Source organism: Halalkalirubrum salinum (genome assembly GCF_005543295.1).
In the GTDB taxonomy this organism is placed as follows: Archaea; Halobacteriota; Halobacteria; order Halobacteriales; family Haloferacaceae; genus Halalkalirubrum; species Halalkalirubrum salinum.
This window is the reverse complement of sequence record NZ_SRSG01000009.1, coordinates 18808-34852: the sequence shown is the minus strand read 5'-3', so window position 1 is coordinate 34852 and position 16045 is coordinate 18808. Positions and strand designations below refer to the sequence as shown.

The following is a 16045-nucleotide window of genomic DNA, read 5'->3' as shown; positions in this document are numbered from 1 at the left end:
CATGGCAGAGATACAACTCGAAAACATCACGAAACGGTTTGACGACGTAGTGGCAGTAAAGGATCTCAACCTCGAGGTCAAAGACGGCGAATTTATTGTTGTCGTCGGACCTTCTGGGTGTGGAAAGTCGACGACATTACGGATGATATCCGGACTCGAATCGGTCTCCGAGGGAACGATCCGTATTGGCGGCGTTGACGTAACCGGTCAGGAACCGAGCGATCGGGGCATCGCAATGGTGTTTCAAAACTACGCGCTGTACCCACACATGACTGCAAAGCGGAACATGACGTTCGGTATGAATTCCGCAGGATCGTTCACGGACGAGGAGATCGAAGAGCGGGCAATGTCGGCCGCGGAGATCCTCAACATCACAGATCTCCTCGATCGCAAGCCGGGGGCGCTTTCGGGTGGCGAACGCCAGCGGGTCGCGCTTGGACGAGCCATTTGTCGAGACCCACAGGTGTTTCTCATGGATGAGCCGCTGTCGAACCTCGATGCGAAGCTTCGGGTCCAGATGCGCGCCGAACTCGCAAAACTCCACGACGAACTTGGGACGACCACCGTCTACGTCACCCACGACCAGACCGAGGCGATGACACTCGGCGATCGGGTCGTTGTGCTCGATGGTGGGCAGCTCCAGCAGGTCGATTCGCCCCAGCGGCTGTATGACTTTCCCGAAAATCGATTCGTCGCCGAATTTATCGGCGACCCGGCGATGAACATGATCGCGGTCGATGTCGCAGACGGGACCGCGAGTCATCCCGCGTTTACGATTCCGCTTCCTGACGCGGACAGCCTCTCGGTCGGCTCGTCCGTGCTCGGTGTCAGGCCCGAGGATCTGTATCTCGCCGACGAGCGCGAGGCGACGAGCCCCGAAACGTTCGAAGCGACCGTCAGCGTGACTGAGCCCCTCGGCGATAGTTTGTTACTGCACGGTCAGATTGAGGGCCACGAGTTCAAGATCCAGGCGCAACCGCGACGAACGATCACGCCCGGCGATACCGTCGAACTCGGCTACGATCCAGACCGACTCCACCTGTTCGATCGAGACACCGGCGAGGCGATTTATCACTCTGACCCAGCGGTGTCGGTTACACCTCCGGGGGTCACTCAGTGACCATGCAGGTAATTGGCCATCGTGGCTGTCTGGCCCACGGCCCAGAGAACACGATCGAAGCGGTTCGAGCCGCCGCACCGCACGTCGATATGGTCGAGATCGACATCCAGCGGTGTTCGAGCGGCGAGATCATTGTGTTCCATGACACGATACTTGATCGGCTGACCGACGCGTCGGGTGCGGTTCCCACGACTCCGTGGGAGTCGCTTCAAACGCTCACCATTGGCGATTCAGACGCGACGATTCCGCTGTTCTCGTCGTTTCTCGAGTCGATCCCGTCGGATCTGCCGGTGAATGTGGAGCTCAAACACGCCGGCATGGCCGCAGACGTGATCGACATCATCTCCACGACCGACAATGAGTTGTTATTCTCCTCGTTCGACCCACACGCGATCGCGCCGCTTTCGGCGTACGAGACCGCGTATCTCTTTTACGAGGGGTCACCGGATAATTGGTCGGACGCACTCGCTGTGGCCGACGCGCTCGGCTGTACAGCGGTCCATCCACACTATCCCCTAGTTGATGCGGCACGGATCGACGATGCTCACAACCGCGGGTTCGCGGTCAACACCTGGACGGTTCCGGATCGCGTGACCGTCGATCGACTCCGTGCAGCAGGTGTTGACGGTGTCGTCGTTGACGACTGGCAGATCACCGAACAGTAGCTGCGATTTCTCCTCCAGACGATTCGTAACTTTGCTACCCGACGAATTAGACGCAATCTCTTCAGCAATCCGGCGATCGTCGTGGGTCTCGATAATCTATATAGATATATGTGACAAACGTTGTCAACAATAGTTTTATCACCGATCGAACCGTAGGTAAACTGCTACTAGCCGATCGTCTCTGATACTATGCTTTCACCATTCGAGGATGTCGTTCTGTTAAACCTCGACTCATCAGTGGTAAAGCTCGTCGTTGCTGCCTCGCTTGGGATGTTTCTGGGGTTAGAACGCGAGTGGTCACAGAAGTCCGCCGGTATCCGAACGTTTGCGCTTGTCAGTCTGCTTGGATCGTTGTTCGTTGTCTTGGACTCCCGTGAGCTGTTGCTCGTCGGCGGATTGCTCGTGATCGCCCACGCCGTGTTGTTGGCAGTTCGGAGCCTCGTCCAAGAAGACCGCGACGGGCTGTTGTTGACCACGTCCACGTCGCTGCTCGTCGCCTACGGCGTTGGCGGGCTCGTCGGGACCGGGCTGTACATCGAGGCAGTCACCGTTGCGGTGTTGTCCTCGTTGCTTTTGGTACTCAAACGCGAACTCCACGAGTTCGCGTGGGGGCTTTCGCGCGAAGAGGTTCGCTCGGCCACTGAGTTTGCGATCCTCGCATTTGTCATCTACCCGGTCCTTCCCGCCGAAACCATGGGCCCATGGAACGCCATCCAGCCGCGGATGATCTGGCTCCTCGTGATCGCGATTAGCGCGATCGGCTTTGTCAACTACGTCCTCGTCAAACGCTACGAGGGCCAGGGGATCGCGTTCACCGCCTTCTTTGGTGGGCTCGTCAACTCCACCGCAGTTATCGCCGAGATGTCGAAGCGCGCGAGCACTGATTCGTCGCTCGTTGGGCTCGCAGTCGGTGCAATCCTGTTGGCAAACGCCGCAATGGCGATCCGAAACGCGCTCATCGTTGCGATCTTTTTGCCCTCCGCGATTTTGACAGTCGGGTTACCGCTGGGGGCGATCGCGATTACGGGCGTTCTCATCTCGATCGCGACCAGCGACTGGTCTGCGACGATCGAAGCCGATCTCGAATCGCCCTTTAGCCTCCGCAACGCACTCACATTCGGGCTGTTGTTCCTCATCGTGTTGCTCGTCTCTGCGGCCGCTCAAGAGACGCTCGGCGCGGGTGGATTCATCGCGACGACGTTCCTCGCGGGACTGGTCTCCTCTGGCACTGCTGCGACGACAGCGATATCACTCGTCTCTACCGGACAGATCACGACCGAAACCGCGGTCTGGGGTGTCATTTCCGGAACGGTTGCGTCGATCCTCGTGAAGGTCTTTTTTGCCGCGGCGGTCGAGCGAAAATTGGTCAAACCGGTATTACTCTACAGCGCAGTGTTGATCCTTGTCGGAATTATTATCGGATTTATTAGTTCAATGATGGTATAGCTAACAGTAACTATTGCTGGCATTTTATTTCAAGACACATCGATCGAACCGGGTCACTGGTTCCGATCGCTCTGACTGCCTGTGGAACACGTCTTATTGCGTTAGTTCCATGAGATATTTACTATTCTCTGATTAATTGGTAAATACAACTTATATCTCAATATTTTAAAAATTATTGCTTATATAGTGCAATTATCCAGCCTATTAATCGGTGATAGTAAATTTTCTATCTTGGCTTTTGTCACGGTTATTGCCTCACACTGTCATAAATATATGAAATAGTATTATTCTCTTATACTGATCTTATTTGCTGTGTTATCCGTTGCTTGCCGTCTCTACTTCGATCGTCTTTTTCCGGTTAGACGAACTCGATCGTGTTTGGGTGTCCGCTAGTGTGATCTCCGGCGTTCGACCGCTGCCACGCCAACACGCGCGACAGCGACGCTCCCGACCGCGAGGGCGATCCCTCCGACAACATCTACCGCCCAGTGAATCCCGAGCGCCATCGTTGCGAGTGCGATCGTCCCCGTCAGCACCGCCGCAACTGCGGTCCAGCGCGGATACGGCGCTCGTGTTTCGATCGCGAGCAACAACGCGGTGACGGACATCGAGACGTGCAGAGAGGGAAAGACGTTGGTTTCGGCGTTGACCTGCGACGTGAGCGTCGTGATATCCGGATATATCTCCAAGAGGACGCTGCGGACCAGTTCGGGGCTGTGATTCCGCGGCCCGTAAGCGTGGACACTCGCGTACATAATCGTGCCGATCGCACTGTTGAGCGTGTAGGCGACAAGCAGGGTTTTGAGGTGCCCAACGGACGCGAGAAAGTAGCCGACGATCGGAAACAAGACGACGATCGGATAGCCAATCACGTACACCACAGCGAATGCATACATCGACAGCTCCGGCAATGCGGCTTGAAGCCACGCGACCAGATTCCCTTCGATCGCGTAGATCAGGTCAGTAGCCCTGATTCCACTGTCTGCAGCTACATCTCTGATCGTCCACCGGAAGGCGTTATTCGCGCCGAACACGACCACTGCAAACCCAGCGTACGGTGCGATCGAACGGACCCGACTCACCAGCAGCGAACGGGGCGATGCCCGGAGACGAGACAGTGGTTCTGTCCCGAGACAGCCGATCGTTAATAAGACGATTGCACAGACGGTAACGGCCCCGAGGAACGCGATCTGTGCGAAAAGAAGCATCTACCGGCGATCGCGACACGAAGGGAGTGCCCTCGGCCGTATAGCGTCCATGGCTGTCCAAAACAGTTCAGTCGATGTGGCCTTCCCGGCGGAGCTGGTCGGCGTCCTGCCCGGAGTAGCGCCACTCGATGTTGGCTTTCTCGTCCTGCCAGTCCCACGGTTCGACGAGGACGACGTCGCCTTCGTTGATCCACGTTCGATACTTCATTCGGCCAGGGATCCGGCCCATACGGTTTTGCCCGTCCTCACAGCGGACACGGACGTGGTTCCCACCGTTGTGTTCGGTTACGATCGCAAATAGCTCGTCTCCATGGGGCATTCGGAGGTTCCGACGCCCGGATTCTTCGCTCATGACATACCTAACGATTTGACAGGGTAAAACGCCTTGGAACTCGTGATACCACCCGACATACCGTGTTCACGATGGATGTCGCGATCAAAACGTCTCCGGAAACACCACGTAGACGAACGCTATGGTGAGTGCACCGACCACGATCGTATAGTACGCCACCGCCACGAGATTCAGCCGAACAACCCGACCCTCTTGTCCGACGAGCCCAACCGTTGCGAGCGCGGCGACGACGTTATGGATCGCAACGAGGTTGCCGATCGCGCCGCCAACTGCCTGTGCGCCAACGATCAGTTCCCGTGAGAGGTCGAGGTTTTCCGCGGCGACGAACTGAAATGGGCCGAACGTCACGTTGCTCACGGTGTTTGAGCCCACGAGTGCTGCTCCCAGCGCGCCGATCAACGCTGCGACGGCTGGATATGCCGGGCCGAGCAGGTCGGCAGTCGCTGTCGCAAGCACTACAATCATGCTGTTGACGCCCGAGTCATGTGCGCCCGACTGGAGCATCACTTGTACCATCGCAAGGACGAATGTCAACGCGATGAGTGGGGTAACGAGACGACCGGCGGCCTCGATCCACGCTCGCTTTGCTACAGCCGTCGACATCCCAAACAGCGGGATCGCCGCGATCGCGCTGACGAGCAGCCAGGTCCCCGGAATGTAAAATAGGTTAATCCCGTTCGAGAGCTCGGTTCCGAGGATCTGCTCCCACTGGACCCCGAACAACCCAACGGAAACGGTTCCGAAGCTCCCGCTGATCGCGCCAATGTCCGGCGTCAATTTGTAGCCGATCAGCGAGACGGTTTCTCCCTGCATTAGTGCACCGACCGGATCGACCATCCTTGTGAACACGAGCAAGCCGATCACGATCAGGTACGGCGACCACGCCCGCGAGATGGACATCTGTTGATGGGACGCGAGCGCCCCCTCAACGTCGCCCCGTTCGATCGAGCCGGTCCAGTGGGCAGGCCACTCTGCTCGGGGCGGGAACTCCCACTCGGTGTCGGGCAAAAAATACCCCGCCTGCAGCGTCACGAGCACGATCGTTGCCCCGACGATCGATCCAACGAGCGCCGGTAGTTCCGCGCTGACCTGTGCAGACAGCCAGTAGGGAACAACAAACGCGACCCCGGCAAACAGACAAAGCGGTGCGACTTCGATCGCCGGTGCCAGACTCCGTTCGTCAGGGTCGCCGAAGAAGTAGACGACCATGGCGACAGCGATGAACGGGATCCCAACACCTGCAATGAGGTGGTAGGTCGCCGCCCACTGGGCAACGTTGACCGAAAACTCCGCGGCGGTTAATCCCTCGCTGGTAATCGAGAGGTTTGTTCGCGCGACGGCTTCGAGTGGTTCTCGAATTCCCACGATGATGGGCGTTCCAACCGCACCGTAGGTGACGGCGACGACGTGGCCGACGAGTGCGGCGATGACGGCCGCGAGTGCGGGAAAGCCCAGTCCTAAAAGCAGCGGCGCGACGACAGCTGCGGGCGTGCCGAACCCGGCCGCCCCTTCGATGAACGCCGCGAGAAAAAACCCGAGTAAAATCACCTGTACCCGCCGATCATCGCTGATGCGTGTAAAGCCACGATTGAGCGCGTCGAATGCCCCTGCCCGAAGCATCGTGTACAGTAACACGAGCGCACCGAACACGATGAACAGGATCTGGAGCGCGGTGATCACGCCCTCGATCGTTGCCGCCGCGAGCCACACCGGCGGCACCTCCCAGACGGTGTATCCGACCACAAGCGCCGAAAGCCATGCGATCGGCATAACCCGCGTTGCTGGCCACAGCAGGCCAACGAGCAGCACACCGACGAGTACGAGTGGGAGTGCCGCAAGGGCAACGGTGGTCGGTGCTGTCACGGATACTTCACCCTGTGCGGTGATCCATCATAACAGTTGTTGATACTCTTTGCTGGTGGCGGGTTTTTTGCAGTCGGACATCGATCATTGAGACATGACCGAGGATCGCGAGCGAAACGCGAACGGGCAGTATGTCGGCCGGATCCCGCCGGAGGCCGCCCTCGAGGCCTTCGATTCGCGCGAAGATGTGGCCCGGCCAGTCACTGCAAGCGACGTGATGGACGTCCTTGATTGCTCGCGTCGAACCGCCCACAACAAGCTCAATGCGCTCGTCGACGAGGGCGTGCTCGCCACACGGAAGGTGGGTGCACGAGGCCGGGTCTGGTGGATCCCGATCGAAGCTGCCCCGAGTGGCCGCCAGCCCGAGCGATCGCCTGTCGAGAACGCGATCGACAGCGTCGAGCTTCCCGGAACCGGCGAAACGCTTTATAAACGCCGCCGCGCGCTTCGGGCAGCCTACGAGTACCTCGCGGACAATCCAAGCGCAAAAAAATCCGACTTTATTGAACACGTTTACCCTGACCACCCGGCGGCGTTCGAAACGCCAGACGGCTGGTGGAACGCCATCCAGCCAGCGCTGAAAGAACTCCCCGGCGTCGACCCACCTGAGGAGCGCGGCCAGATCTGGCAGCTTCTTGGCGGCGATCGGTTCACACCCACGCTTGGGTGACTGTCTCGCCGATCGGGCCACTGTTCGTGACTCCTGACGGATGGGGCCGCAGCGATTGCCGAATGCGGGCCGATCGATGCAGCACCTGTCAGTTCAAAACAGCCCCGGGAAGAACACGTAGCTAAACAGCAGTGCTAACACCCCGACTGCCGTCGCGTAGTAAACAAGCGGGATGAGGTTCAACCGGATTACCCGCCCTTCCTGACCGACGAGCCCGACAGTTGCAACCGCCGCGACGACGTTGTGGATCGCAACGAGGTTGCCGATCGCGCCGCCAACAGCCTGTGCACCGACCATGAGTTGCGTCGGCAATCCGAGCTGTGTGGCGGCCTCGAACTGGAAGCCACCGAAGGTGATATTCGAGACGGTGTTTGAGCCGGCCATCGCCGCCCCGAGTGCACCGATCAACGCTGAAATGAACGGATACGCCGGCCCGACGAGGTCAGCAGTCGCCTGTGCCAACACGAAGATCATGCTCTCGGCCCCGGCGGCGTGTGCCCCCGACTGGAGCATAATCTGGACCATCGGGATCACAAACACGAGTGCGATGAACGGCGCGATGAGCTTCTGTGCGGCCTCTGCCCACGCGGCTTTGACCTGTGAGCCGTTCATCTTGTACAGCGGAATCGCCACAACCGCACAGACGACGAGCCAGAAGCCAGGGACGTACACCCAGCTGATCTCACCGCCCAGCGTCGTTCCGAGGATTCTGTCCCACGTTGTGGTGAAAATGAACTGGTGGGCGGTTATCACGGTCCCGCCGATCTCGAGTGGCTCTCCCTGCAGGAAGCCGGGCAGTGGTTCAACGACGCGGGTAATTACGAGTAACGTAACCAGAAGCACGTACGGCGTCCACGCTCGGAGCAACGAGATGTCGTGGACATCTGCGGCCGAGGTGCCGCCGTCGGCGACGGCCGCATCACCGGCTCGTCGGGCTGTGCTCGAATCGACCTCGCCGGGTTCGATCGTCCCGACCCAGTGGCTCGGCCACTCCGATCGCGGCGGGAAGTCCCACTCTTCGTCGGGAACGAGGTATCCTGCCTTGAGCGTGGTCACGACGATCGCGCCGCCGACCATTGCGCCGACGAGTGACGGGAACTCCGCGCTAATCTGTGCGGACAGCCAGTAGGGAACCACAAACGAAATGCCGGAAAACAGCGCGAGGGGGGCAACCTCCCAGGCCGGCTTGAGGCTCCGCTCGTCTGGGTCGCCGAAGAAGTACACGACCATTGCGACGGCAAAAAGCGGCAGCACGAATCCGGCGATCGCGTGGTACGTCGCTGCCCACACTGCTACTTCAACAGAGTATCCCTGTACGGTGTACCCCGCAGCGGTGATCGCCTCATTTGTCGCCTCAGAGGCTGCAAGCGGGTTCTCGATGCCAATGATAATCGGGGTGCCGACCGCACCGTACGTCACCGCGAGAACGTGACCGATCAATGCGGCGATAACCGCCGCGAGTGCGGGGAATCCGAGTGCCAAAAGCAGCGGGGCGACGACCGCTGCGGGGGTACCGAACCCGGCGGCTCCTTCGATGAACGCTGCGAGGAAAAAACCGAGTAAGATCACCTGCACCCGCCGATCGTCGCTGATCCGTGCGAATCCCTGATTAATTCGATCGAACGCACCAGCTTGTGTCAGCGTATACAACAACAACAGCGCACCAAAGACGATCCACAGGATCTGTACTGCCGTCATCGCTCCTGTGATCGATGCAGCGATAATCCACTCGAACGGCATTCCCCAGACGGTGAGCCCGATCACTACCGCGGCCACCCAAGCGATCGGCATCGCCCGCGTGGCCGGCCACAGGAACCCGACCAAGAGGACCCCTGCAAGGATCAGTGGCGTCGCTGCCGCGAGCAGCTCAACCGGACTAACCACAGTGTTCACCCCCGTTCGATCGACCGATGGGTGTTCTTCTGTCGTGCGGTGCCGTGCCATACCATGTCTGTGCTGGCATGGCTATGGCATGAAACGACTGGTATTTATAATTATCGTTACTCACCCTCTCGTAAATTCAGAGATAGGGAGATATAGGCCCTATAGACCCCAAAAAACGCGGCGTACGGTATTTCTGAATGGGTCGGTCGTCTTGCTGATTTTGTCACTCGTATCGTAGTTGTTCTTTCGCTGCCCTGTAAAGATAAAATATATTATAGTTCTATCCATTAATTTGAGTATAGCGGTGGAGTATTGCGATACTTTTGTGTTAAATTCTATAGAATATTACAGAATATGGATATTTGTACTTCTACACTAGCTTCCTTTGCGCTCTAGACGCCACTACAGTCAAAACTACTGGATGTACACACAACGGTACTGGCCAGTGCACACAACGGTAGTCACTCGTGCGACAGCTTCAATCGTTATTATTCGGCCGATCGACTCGTCATCTTGCACCGCCCGCAGATTTGGTTGTGATCCGGGCTGCGAGGTCGGCTTCTTTTTTCCCCTCTAAATATAAGTGAATAAAATGTGTGAACCAACAGAACAGTAAAATCCGTCCCAGCGAAGGATCAAGATATGAGTGCATCACCTATCGATCGGTTCACCCGGTCGCTCGAGGATCTCGACGTGGCCGTCACGTGGACCGACCCATCTGGATCCGCAGAGACGATCGAAACGATCGTCGAGCCGCCGTGTGTCGGAACGCCGCTTCCGTTCGATGACGTCTCAGTCCCTGACGTCGTCGACACCGAACCAACGCCCCGGTCCTTAGAGGCCGCACAGACGACCGTTACTGCCGCCTCGATGGGAATCGGCGCGTACGGCAGTGTCGTGCTTCCCAGCCGGCCCGATGGTTCCGAGCAGGTGAGTTTGTTCACTGATCTCCACGTGCCGGTGGTTCGCGAGAGCGACATCGTCGACAGTATGGCCGACGCGATCGATCAACTTGGACCGCGGCTGCGTGACGGCGAGAGCGCGATTATCGCAACGGGACCGAGCGCGACCGCCGACATGGGGGCACTCGTGCGGGGTGCACACGGCCCGAAGGAGGTTCACGTGGTTATTCTCTCCACAGACACGGAGGGCGGCCAATGAGTGACGCCCGCGAGGCGACGGCCGATCGCATCCGCCACCTGCTTCGAACTGAGGGCGCAGCCGTCGAGGAGAACACACTCGGATTCAACCAGGGTCGCTACGACTCCGTCGCTGATCTTGAGGACTACGAGAAACTAAAACACCGCGCGCGCGAGATCAAATCAGACGCAATCGAGCGGCTGCCTGAACTCATCGATGAACTCACCGCGCGCGTTGAGGCCAACGGCGGAACAGTCTATCTCGCAAGCGATGCAGCCGACGCGAACCGCTACATTCGCGAGGTGACTCGGGAGGCCGAGGCCGATCGGCTCGTCAAATCCAAATCCATGACGAGCGAGGAACTCGAGGTTAACGAGGCGCTCGAACTTGATGGCGTCGATGTCGTCGAGACCGATCTCGGCGAGTGGGTGCTGCAACTGGCCGACGAAGCGCCCTCACACATTGTCGCGCCCGCGATCCACAAGTCCCGCGAGGAGATCGCCCGCCTGTTCAACGAGCTGTTCGATCCCGACGAGCCCCTCGAAACCGCTGAAGAACTCACCATGTTCGCCCGCGAGAAGCTCGGCGAGCAAATCCGCGAGGCCGACGTCGGGATGACCGGCGCGAACTTCATTACCGCCGACTCGGGCACAATTATGCTTGTCACGAGCGAGGGTAATGCCCGAAAAACAGCTGTTGTCCCCGACACGCACGTTGCTGTCGCTGGAGTCGAAAAGATCGTCCCGTCCGTCGAAGACCTCTCGCCGTTCATCGAGCTGATCGGTCGATCGGGAACCGGCCAGGACATTACCTCCTATATTTCGCTTCTCACCCCACCGGTCGACTCCCCAGTTGTCGACGTTGACGAGCCGGACGTGGCGTTCGCCGATCGCGACGACGACCGTGCGTTCCACCTCGTGTTGATCGACAACGGCCGGATGGCCATGCGCGAAGACGATGATCTGCGAGAGACACTGTACTGTATTCGGTGTTCGGCGTGTGCGAACTCGTGTGCGAACTTCCAGAGCGTCGGTGGCCACGCCTTCGGTGGGGAGACGTACTCCGGCGGCATCGCGACCGGCTGGGAAGCCGGCGTCCATGGCTACGATTCGGCGGCCACGTTCAACGACCTCTGTACTGGCTGTTCGCGGTGTGTCAACCAGTGCCCGGTGGGGATCGACATCCCGTGGATCAACACCGTTGTCCGCGATCGGCTCAACCGCGGCGGGGATCCGAGCCGCTTTGAGTTCCTCTACGAAGAGCTCGTCCCCGACGAGGAACCGAGCGGAATTGACCTCCAGAAACGTCTCTTTGGCAACTACGGGACGCTCGCGAAACTCGGGAGTGCGACCGCACCGCTGTCGAACGCGATCGCTTCACTCAGTCCCGTTCGATCGGCGATGGAGCGGCTCGTCGGTATCGATAGCCGGCGTGAGCTTCCCTCATTCGAACGGGAGACGCTTCGGGGATGGTTTGCCAGCCGCGGCGGCTGTCAGGTATCGCTTGCCGACGCCGACAGAGAAGTTGTCCTGTACGCAGACGTGTATACGAACCACGTCGCCGTCGATCGCGGGAAGGCAGCCGTCCGCGTGCTCGAAGCGCTCGATGTCCACGTGACCATTCCATCGGTCCCAGAAAGCGGCCGCGCCCCGCTGTCGCAGGGGATGGTGTCGACGGCTGATCGCCGCGCAAGCGAGGTGTTTGCGGCACTGGCAGAGCCGATCGACGCCGGCCGGGACGTCGTCGTCATCGAACCCTCCGACCTGGCGATGTTCGATCGGGAGTACGAGCGGCTGCTGCCTGCGCCGTCGTACGAGCGACTATCGGCGAACAGCTACGAGCTGTTCGAGTACATTTACGGACTGCTCGAAAACGGCGCGGATCCAGATCAGTTACGGTCGGGTAGCGAGGCGATCGCATATCACGCCCACTGCCAACAGCGAACGCTCGGGCTCGAGGTGTATACGACCGCGGTGCTTTCGGAACTCGGATACGACGTGCTCGAAAGCGACGTCGAGTGCTGTGGTATGGCCGGCAGCTTCGGATACAAACGCCAGTACTACGAGCTGAGCATGGATGTCGGCGATCGGCTCCGCGAGCAGTTCGAGCGCGAACCGGCGCGCGATCGGCGGGTCGTTGCCAGTGGCACCTCCTGTGTCGAACAGCTGTCTGATCTGCTGTCCCGGGAGAGCGAACATCCTGTGATGGTGATTGATCCGGCTGCCTGACTGTCGTCTCGATCGGCGGCAACTCCCGGCGGTATATAAACGGATTCAGCGCTGAACGGATAGGCCCAATCAGAACGGAGCCATAGGTATAGCTGACACAGGGGGGTGACAGCGGACCTCGGGCACCGCTGCGAAGAATACCCTCTTGTCGTCGTTGCAGGCACCCCCCAAGAGAATCGATTTGTAACCGGTGCGATTTCTTCCGCAGTTTCCGTCTCACTGCACAGCCGCAACTTCAGCGAGCCCAGTTTCTTCGAGCAGTGTTGCTTGTCCGCGCCGAAGCCGGCCGGCGACCGCGCGTGGTGAGATGCCGAGTTCGTCAGCAAGCTCTTCCAGTGTTGCCGATCGGGGCTCTGTGAAAAAGCCCAGCCGATACGCTGCGGCGAGCGCTTCTGCTTGTTCGTCAGTCAACCGATAGCCATCGTGTGTCGGCCCTTCTGCGCCGGTACGCACGCGGATCACCTGCATCGGGACATCGCGTTTCGCACACAGCTCTCGAAACCGGCTCGTCTGTTCGCTGTCTGCAAAGCGGACCTCGAAAGCCCAGCCAGTCATGTCCGCACGCGCGTCAAGAAGCACACCGTCGGTGTCCGTGATCGACCGGAGCGTTCCAACCGCATCGGGATTCCACTGCGCACGAAACAGCGCTCCGTTGTCGACCTCATCAATGATGGTAAGCGTCTCGATCGCTGGCTCTTCGCGGGCGGCCGCATAGAACGACTCGACATCGGGCCCCCAGAGCCAAAAGAAGGGCATGATCGTCGAGTCGGTCGGGACGATCCGATCGAGTTCTATCGACAACTCGGGATTGCCACCAAGCGATCGGCCGAGTGCACAGGCGCTGGCAGGGACGCTAAACTCGACACGGACACTCATTACCCTACCAAACGCGTCGGTAGATAAAAACGTAGCTCCCTCCGGGAACTACTCGTTTTTGAGCCCAGGGTTCGTGATCGCCCCGTCGGCTGCCGAGCCGAAGTCTCGGGCGTACTTTGCGAGGATCCCGCCGTCGTACTGCGGTGCTGGTGGTTCCCACTCCTCGCGGCGAGACTCGAGTTCTGTCTCACTGAGATCGACCGACAGCTCTCGGCTCGGAATGTCGACAGTCACCTCGTCGCCGTCCTCGAGTAAGCCGATCGGTCCGCCGATTGCGGCCTCGGGTGCGACGTGACCGATCATCGGCCCACGGGTCCCCCCAGAGAACCGTCCGTCGGTGAGCAATGCCACATCGTCTTCGTGGCCCGCGCCGACTACCGCAGCGGTGACACCGAGCATCTCACGCATTCCTGGACCGCCTTTCGGGCCTTCGTTGCGGATGACGATCACGTCGCCGGATTCGATGTCGCCGCGCTGGACGTACGCCATCGCGTCCTCTTCGTCTTCGAAGATCCGCGCGGGACCGACGTGGTGGAACGCGTCGTCGCCGGTGACTTTCAACACCGCGCCGTCCGGGGCGAGGTTCCCAGTGAGAATCTTGATCGCGCCCTCGGCCTGTTTTGGCTCCTCGACGGTATAGAGGAAGTCCGCTTCAATGGCTGTGTCGTCTGGAAGATCGAGGGTTTTGAGCTCCTCGGCGATCGTCCGGCCGGTGACAGTCATCGCATCGCCGTGGATGAGTCCCGCCTCCAGCAGCCGCCGGATGACGACCGGCACGCCGCCGAGCTCGTGGAGATCGTTCATGACGCTCTGGCCGCCGGGTTGCATATCCGCGATCTTCGGGGTCCGTCTGGAGATCTCGTCGAAGTCCTCGATCGCGAGGTCGACGCCCGCCTCGGCGGCGAGCGCGAGCAGGTGCAAGACGCCATTCGTCGAGCCGCCGATCGCGGTCTGGACGGCGATCGCGTTCTCGAAGGACTCCCGTGAGAGGATGTCCGACGGGCGGCGATCGTTCTCGATGCACTCGAGGACGAGTTCGCCGGCCCGTTCGGCGACTTCGTAGCGCTCGTCGACCTCTGCGGGCGCAGAGGCGCTGCCGAGCGGCGCGAGCCCGAGCGCCTCCGAGATCGACGCCATCGTGTTTGCGGTGAACATCCCACCACAGGAGCCCGCGCCTGGACAGGCGGTGCGTTCGAGCTGGTCGAGTTCCTCGTCGTCCATATCGCCCTGTCCGTACGCGCCGACGCCTTCGAACACCTGGACGATCGTCACATCGCGGCCGTCGTGGTGACCGGGCATGATCGAGCCGCCGTACAGAAACACCGACGGGAGATCAGTTCGGATCGCGGCCATCATCATGCCGGGCAGGTTCTTGTCACAGCCGGCAACGGTGACGAGTCCGTCCATCCGCTCGCCGAAGGAGACGAGCTCGACTGAGTCGGCGATCACCTCTCTGGAGATGAGCGACGCTTTCATTCCCTCGGTCCCCATCGAGATCGCATCCGAAATCGTGATCGTCCCAAACTCGATCGGCATGCCGCCCGCCGCGTCAGTGCCGGCGATCGCGGCGTCGGCCACGTCGTCGAGATGAACATTACACGGTGTGATGTCTGCGGCCGGGTTCGCCACGCCGACAAGCGGCGAGGAGAGGTCCTCGTCGTCGAATCCCATCGCGCGGAACATCGCCCGATGCGGCGCGCGTTCGGCCCCTTCGGTCACGTCTTTGCTTCGGAGATTGTCCTCCTTACGGCCGGCGAACCGGTCGGAATCCGGCCGTGGCTCTTGTTTGCTCATACCGATCGGTTATGCCCGACGGGCTTAAAAGACCGCGAATCGACAACCGTTGCGGTCTCTCTGTTATTAGGGCAGTTCGACGAGCCTCACGTCGTCTACTCCTCGCGGCCCGCAAGCCCAACGAGGTGGCCAACCTCTGGGAGAATAATCTCTTCAACCCCAAGCTGTACGGCGTTTTCGCTGCCTGGGAGTGAAAAGACAACGGTCCCGTCTGTGGTCACTCCTGCGGTCGCCCTCGTCCCGACAACTCGCGTACCGATCTCCTCGCGCGAGAGCGATCGAAACAGCTCGCCGAATCCGGGCAATTCCTTTTCAAAAAAGTCTGAAACGGCCTCGATCGTCACGTCGTCTGGCGTCACGCCCGTCCCGCCGGTGGTCACGATCGCTCCGACGTCCCCGCGGTTCGAGAGGTTCCCGATCGCAGACTGAATCCCGTCGAAGCTGTCGCGCACCAGCTCACGGGTGACCACCGTGTGTCCCGCCGCCTCGAGTTCGGTAGCGAGTATATCCCCGGCGGGGTCGTCATCGAGACTCCGCGAGGACGAAACGGTGACGACGGCGATCCCGACGTCTGAAACGTCGTGATGGTGGTGGTCGTGGCTGTGGTTGCCGTGGTGGTCGTGGCTGTGGTTGCCGTGGTGCTCATGGCTGTGATCATCCTGTCCGTTGTGGTGGTCGTGTTCGCCGTGCTCGTGTCCGTTGTGATCGTCCTCCCCATGATCGTGTTCATCACCCTCATCGCTGTGCTCTGTGTGATCGCTCATGCGGTGTGATACACGCGCGGGATACAAAACCGATC

Annotated in this window: 13 protein-coding genes; 6 read left to right on the top strand and 7 right to left on the bottom strand. The window is 59.9% G+C overall.

All coding sequences use genetic code 11. The annotated features are described in order from the left end of the window. Position 1 precedes the first annotated feature (1 nt). From E5K03_RS02835 to E5K03_RS02825, 3 genes are all read left to right on the top strand, one after another. Positions 2 to 1120 (top strand): ABC transporter ATP-binding protein, encoded by a 1119-nt coding sequence (locus E5K03_RS02835; protein ID WP_138004859.1) that lies wholly within the window; start codon positions 2 to 4, stop codon positions 1118 to 1120. Positions 1121 to 1122: 2 nt separating this feature from the next. After that, entirely contained in the window at positions 1123 to 1785 is a 663-nt protein-coding gene (locus E5K03_RS02830) for a glycerophosphodiester phosphodiesterase (protein ID WP_138004858.1), read from the top strand. 189 nt (positions 1786 to 1974) lie between these two features. Then, positions 1975 to 3231 carry an MgtC/SapB family protein gene (locus tag E5K03_RS02825; RefSeq protein WP_138004857.1) on the top strand — a complete coding sequence of 419 codons (1257 nt, stop codon included), beginning with the start codon at positions 1975 to 1977 and terminating at the stop codon, positions 3229 to 3231. Positions 3232 to 3620: 389 nt separating this feature from the next. Here the strand turns inward: E5K03_RS02825 and E5K03_RS02820 are convergent, their stop codons facing one another. The 3 genes from E5K03_RS02820 to E5K03_RS02810 all read right to left on the bottom strand — a co-directional run bounded on the left by E5K03_RS02820 (position 3621) and on the right by E5K03_RS02810 (position 6654). Beyond that, on the bottom strand, positions 3621 to 4439 hold the full coding sequence (locus E5K03_RS02820; protein ID WP_138004856.1) for a phosphatase PAP2 family protein: 819 nt from the start codon (positions 4437 to 4439) through the stop codon (positions 3621 to 3623). 67 nt (positions 4440 to 4506) lie between these two features. After that, positions 4507 to 4791 (bottom strand): translation initiation factor eIF-1A, encoded by a 285-nt coding sequence (gene eif1A / locus E5K03_RS02815; RefSeq protein WP_138004855.1) that lies wholly within the window; start codon positions 4789 to 4791, stop codon positions 4507 to 4509. Positions 4792 to 4875: 84 nt separating this feature from the next. After that, a complete protein-coding gene (locus E5K03_RS02810; RefSeq protein ID WP_138004854.1) occupies positions 4876 to 6654 on the bottom strand; it encodes an L-lactate permease in 1779 nt (592 codons plus the stop codon). A gap of 94 nt (positions 6655 to 6748) precedes the next feature. Between E5K03_RS02810 and E5K03_RS02805 the strand changes: the two genes are divergently transcribed. Beyond that, on the top strand, positions 6749 to 7324 hold the full coding sequence (locus E5K03_RS02805) for a helix-turn-helix transcriptional regulator (protein WP_138004853.1): 576 nt from the start codon (positions 6749 to 6751) through the stop codon (positions 7322 to 7324). A gap of 93 nt (positions 7325 to 7417) precedes the next feature. On the opposite strand, the gene E5K03_RS02800 is transcribed toward E5K03_RS02805, so the two are convergent. Beyond that, positions 7418 to 9208, bottom strand: coding sequence for an L-lactate permease (locus tag E5K03_RS02800; protein ID WP_138004959.1), 1791 nt, complete (start codon positions 9206 to 9208; stop codon positions 7418 to 7420). Between the two features lie 642 nt (positions 9209 to 9850). Here E5K03_RS02800 and E5K03_RS02795 point away from each other — a divergent pair. Beyond that, a complete protein-coding gene (locus E5K03_RS02795; RefSeq protein ID WP_138004852.1) occupies positions 9851 to 10369 on the top strand; it encodes an LUD domain-containing protein in 519 nt (172 codons plus the stop codon). After that, positions 10366 to 12576: an LUD domain-containing protein gene (locus E5K03_RS02790; RefSeq protein WP_138004851.1), complete on the top strand. Its 2211-nt coding sequence runs from the start codon at positions 10366 to 10368 to the stop codon at positions 12574 to 12576. The genes E5K03_RS02795 and E5K03_RS02790 overlap by 4 nt, the downstream gene beginning before the upstream one ends. Positions 12577 to 12792: 216 nt before the next feature. Here E5K03_RS02790 and E5K03_RS02785 read toward each other — a convergent pair whose 3' ends face one another. The 3 genes from E5K03_RS02785 to E5K03_RS02775 form a co-directional block, all read right to left on the bottom strand. Continuing rightward, positions 12793 to 13452, bottom strand: coding sequence for a helix-turn-helix domain-containing protein (locus tag E5K03_RS02785; protein WP_138004850.1), 660 nt, complete (start codon positions 13450 to 13452; stop codon positions 12793 to 12795). Positions 13453 to 13500: 48 nt separating this feature from the next. Next, entirely contained in the window at positions 13501 to 15246 is a 1746-nt protein-coding gene (gene ilvD, locus E5K03_RS02780; RefSeq protein ID WP_138004849.1) for a dihydroxy-acid dehydratase, read from the bottom strand. A gap of 95 nt (positions 15247 to 15341) precedes the next feature. After that, positions 15342 to 16010 carry a MogA/MoaB family molybdenum cofactor biosynthesis protein gene (locus E5K03_RS02775; protein ID WP_138004848.1) on the bottom strand — a complete coding sequence of 223 codons (669 nt, stop codon included), beginning with the start codon at positions 16008 to 16010 and terminating at the stop codon, positions 15342 to 15344. Positions 16011 to 16045 lie beyond the last annotated feature (35 nt).

Excerpts from the sequence above, each read along its gene's own strand:
- E5K03_RS02835 (WP_138004859.1), top strand. The coding sequence starts at position 2 with ATGGCAGAGATACAACTCGAAAACATCACGAAACGGTTTGACGACGTA.
- E5K03_RS02830 (WP_138004858.1), top strand. The coding sequence starts at position 1,123 with ATGCAGGTAATTGGCCATCGTGGCTGTCTGGCCCACGGCCCAGAGAAC.
- E5K03_RS02825 (WP_138004857.1), top strand. The coding sequence starts at position 1,975 with ATGCTTTCACCATTCGAGGATGTCGTTCTGTTAAACCTCGACTCATCA.
- E5K03_RS02820 (WP_138004856.1), bottom strand. The coding sequence starts at position 4,439 with ATGCTTCTTTTCGCACAGATCGCGTTCCTCGGGGCCGTTACCGTCTGT.
- eif1A (WP_138004855.1), bottom strand. The coding sequence starts at position 4,791 with ATGAGCGAAGAATCCGGGCGTCGGAACCTCCGAATGCCCCATGGAGAC.
- E5K03_RS02805 (WP_138004853.1), top strand. The coding sequence starts at position 6,749 with ATGACCGAGGATCGCGAGCGAAACGCGAACGGGCAGTATGTCGGCCGG.
- E5K03_RS02795 (WP_138004852.1), top strand. The coding sequence starts at position 9,851 with ATGAGTGCATCACCTATCGATCGGTTCACCCGGTCGCTCGAGGATCTC.
- E5K03_RS02790 (WP_138004851.1), top strand. The coding sequence starts at position 10,366 with ATGAGTGACGCCCGCGAGGCGACGGCCGATCGCATCCGCCACCTGCTT.
- E5K03_RS02785 (WP_138004850.1), bottom strand. The coding sequence starts at position 13,452 with ATGAGTGTCCGTGTCGAGTTTAGCGTCCCTGCCAGCGCCTGTGCACTC.
- ilvD (WP_138004849.1), bottom strand. The coding sequence starts at position 15,246 with ATGAGCAAACAAGAGCCACGGCCGGATTCCGACCGGTTCGCCGGCCGT.
- E5K03_RS02775 (WP_138004848.1), bottom strand. The coding sequence starts at position 16,010 with ATGAGCGATCACACAGAGCACAGCGATGAGGGTGATGAACACGATCAT.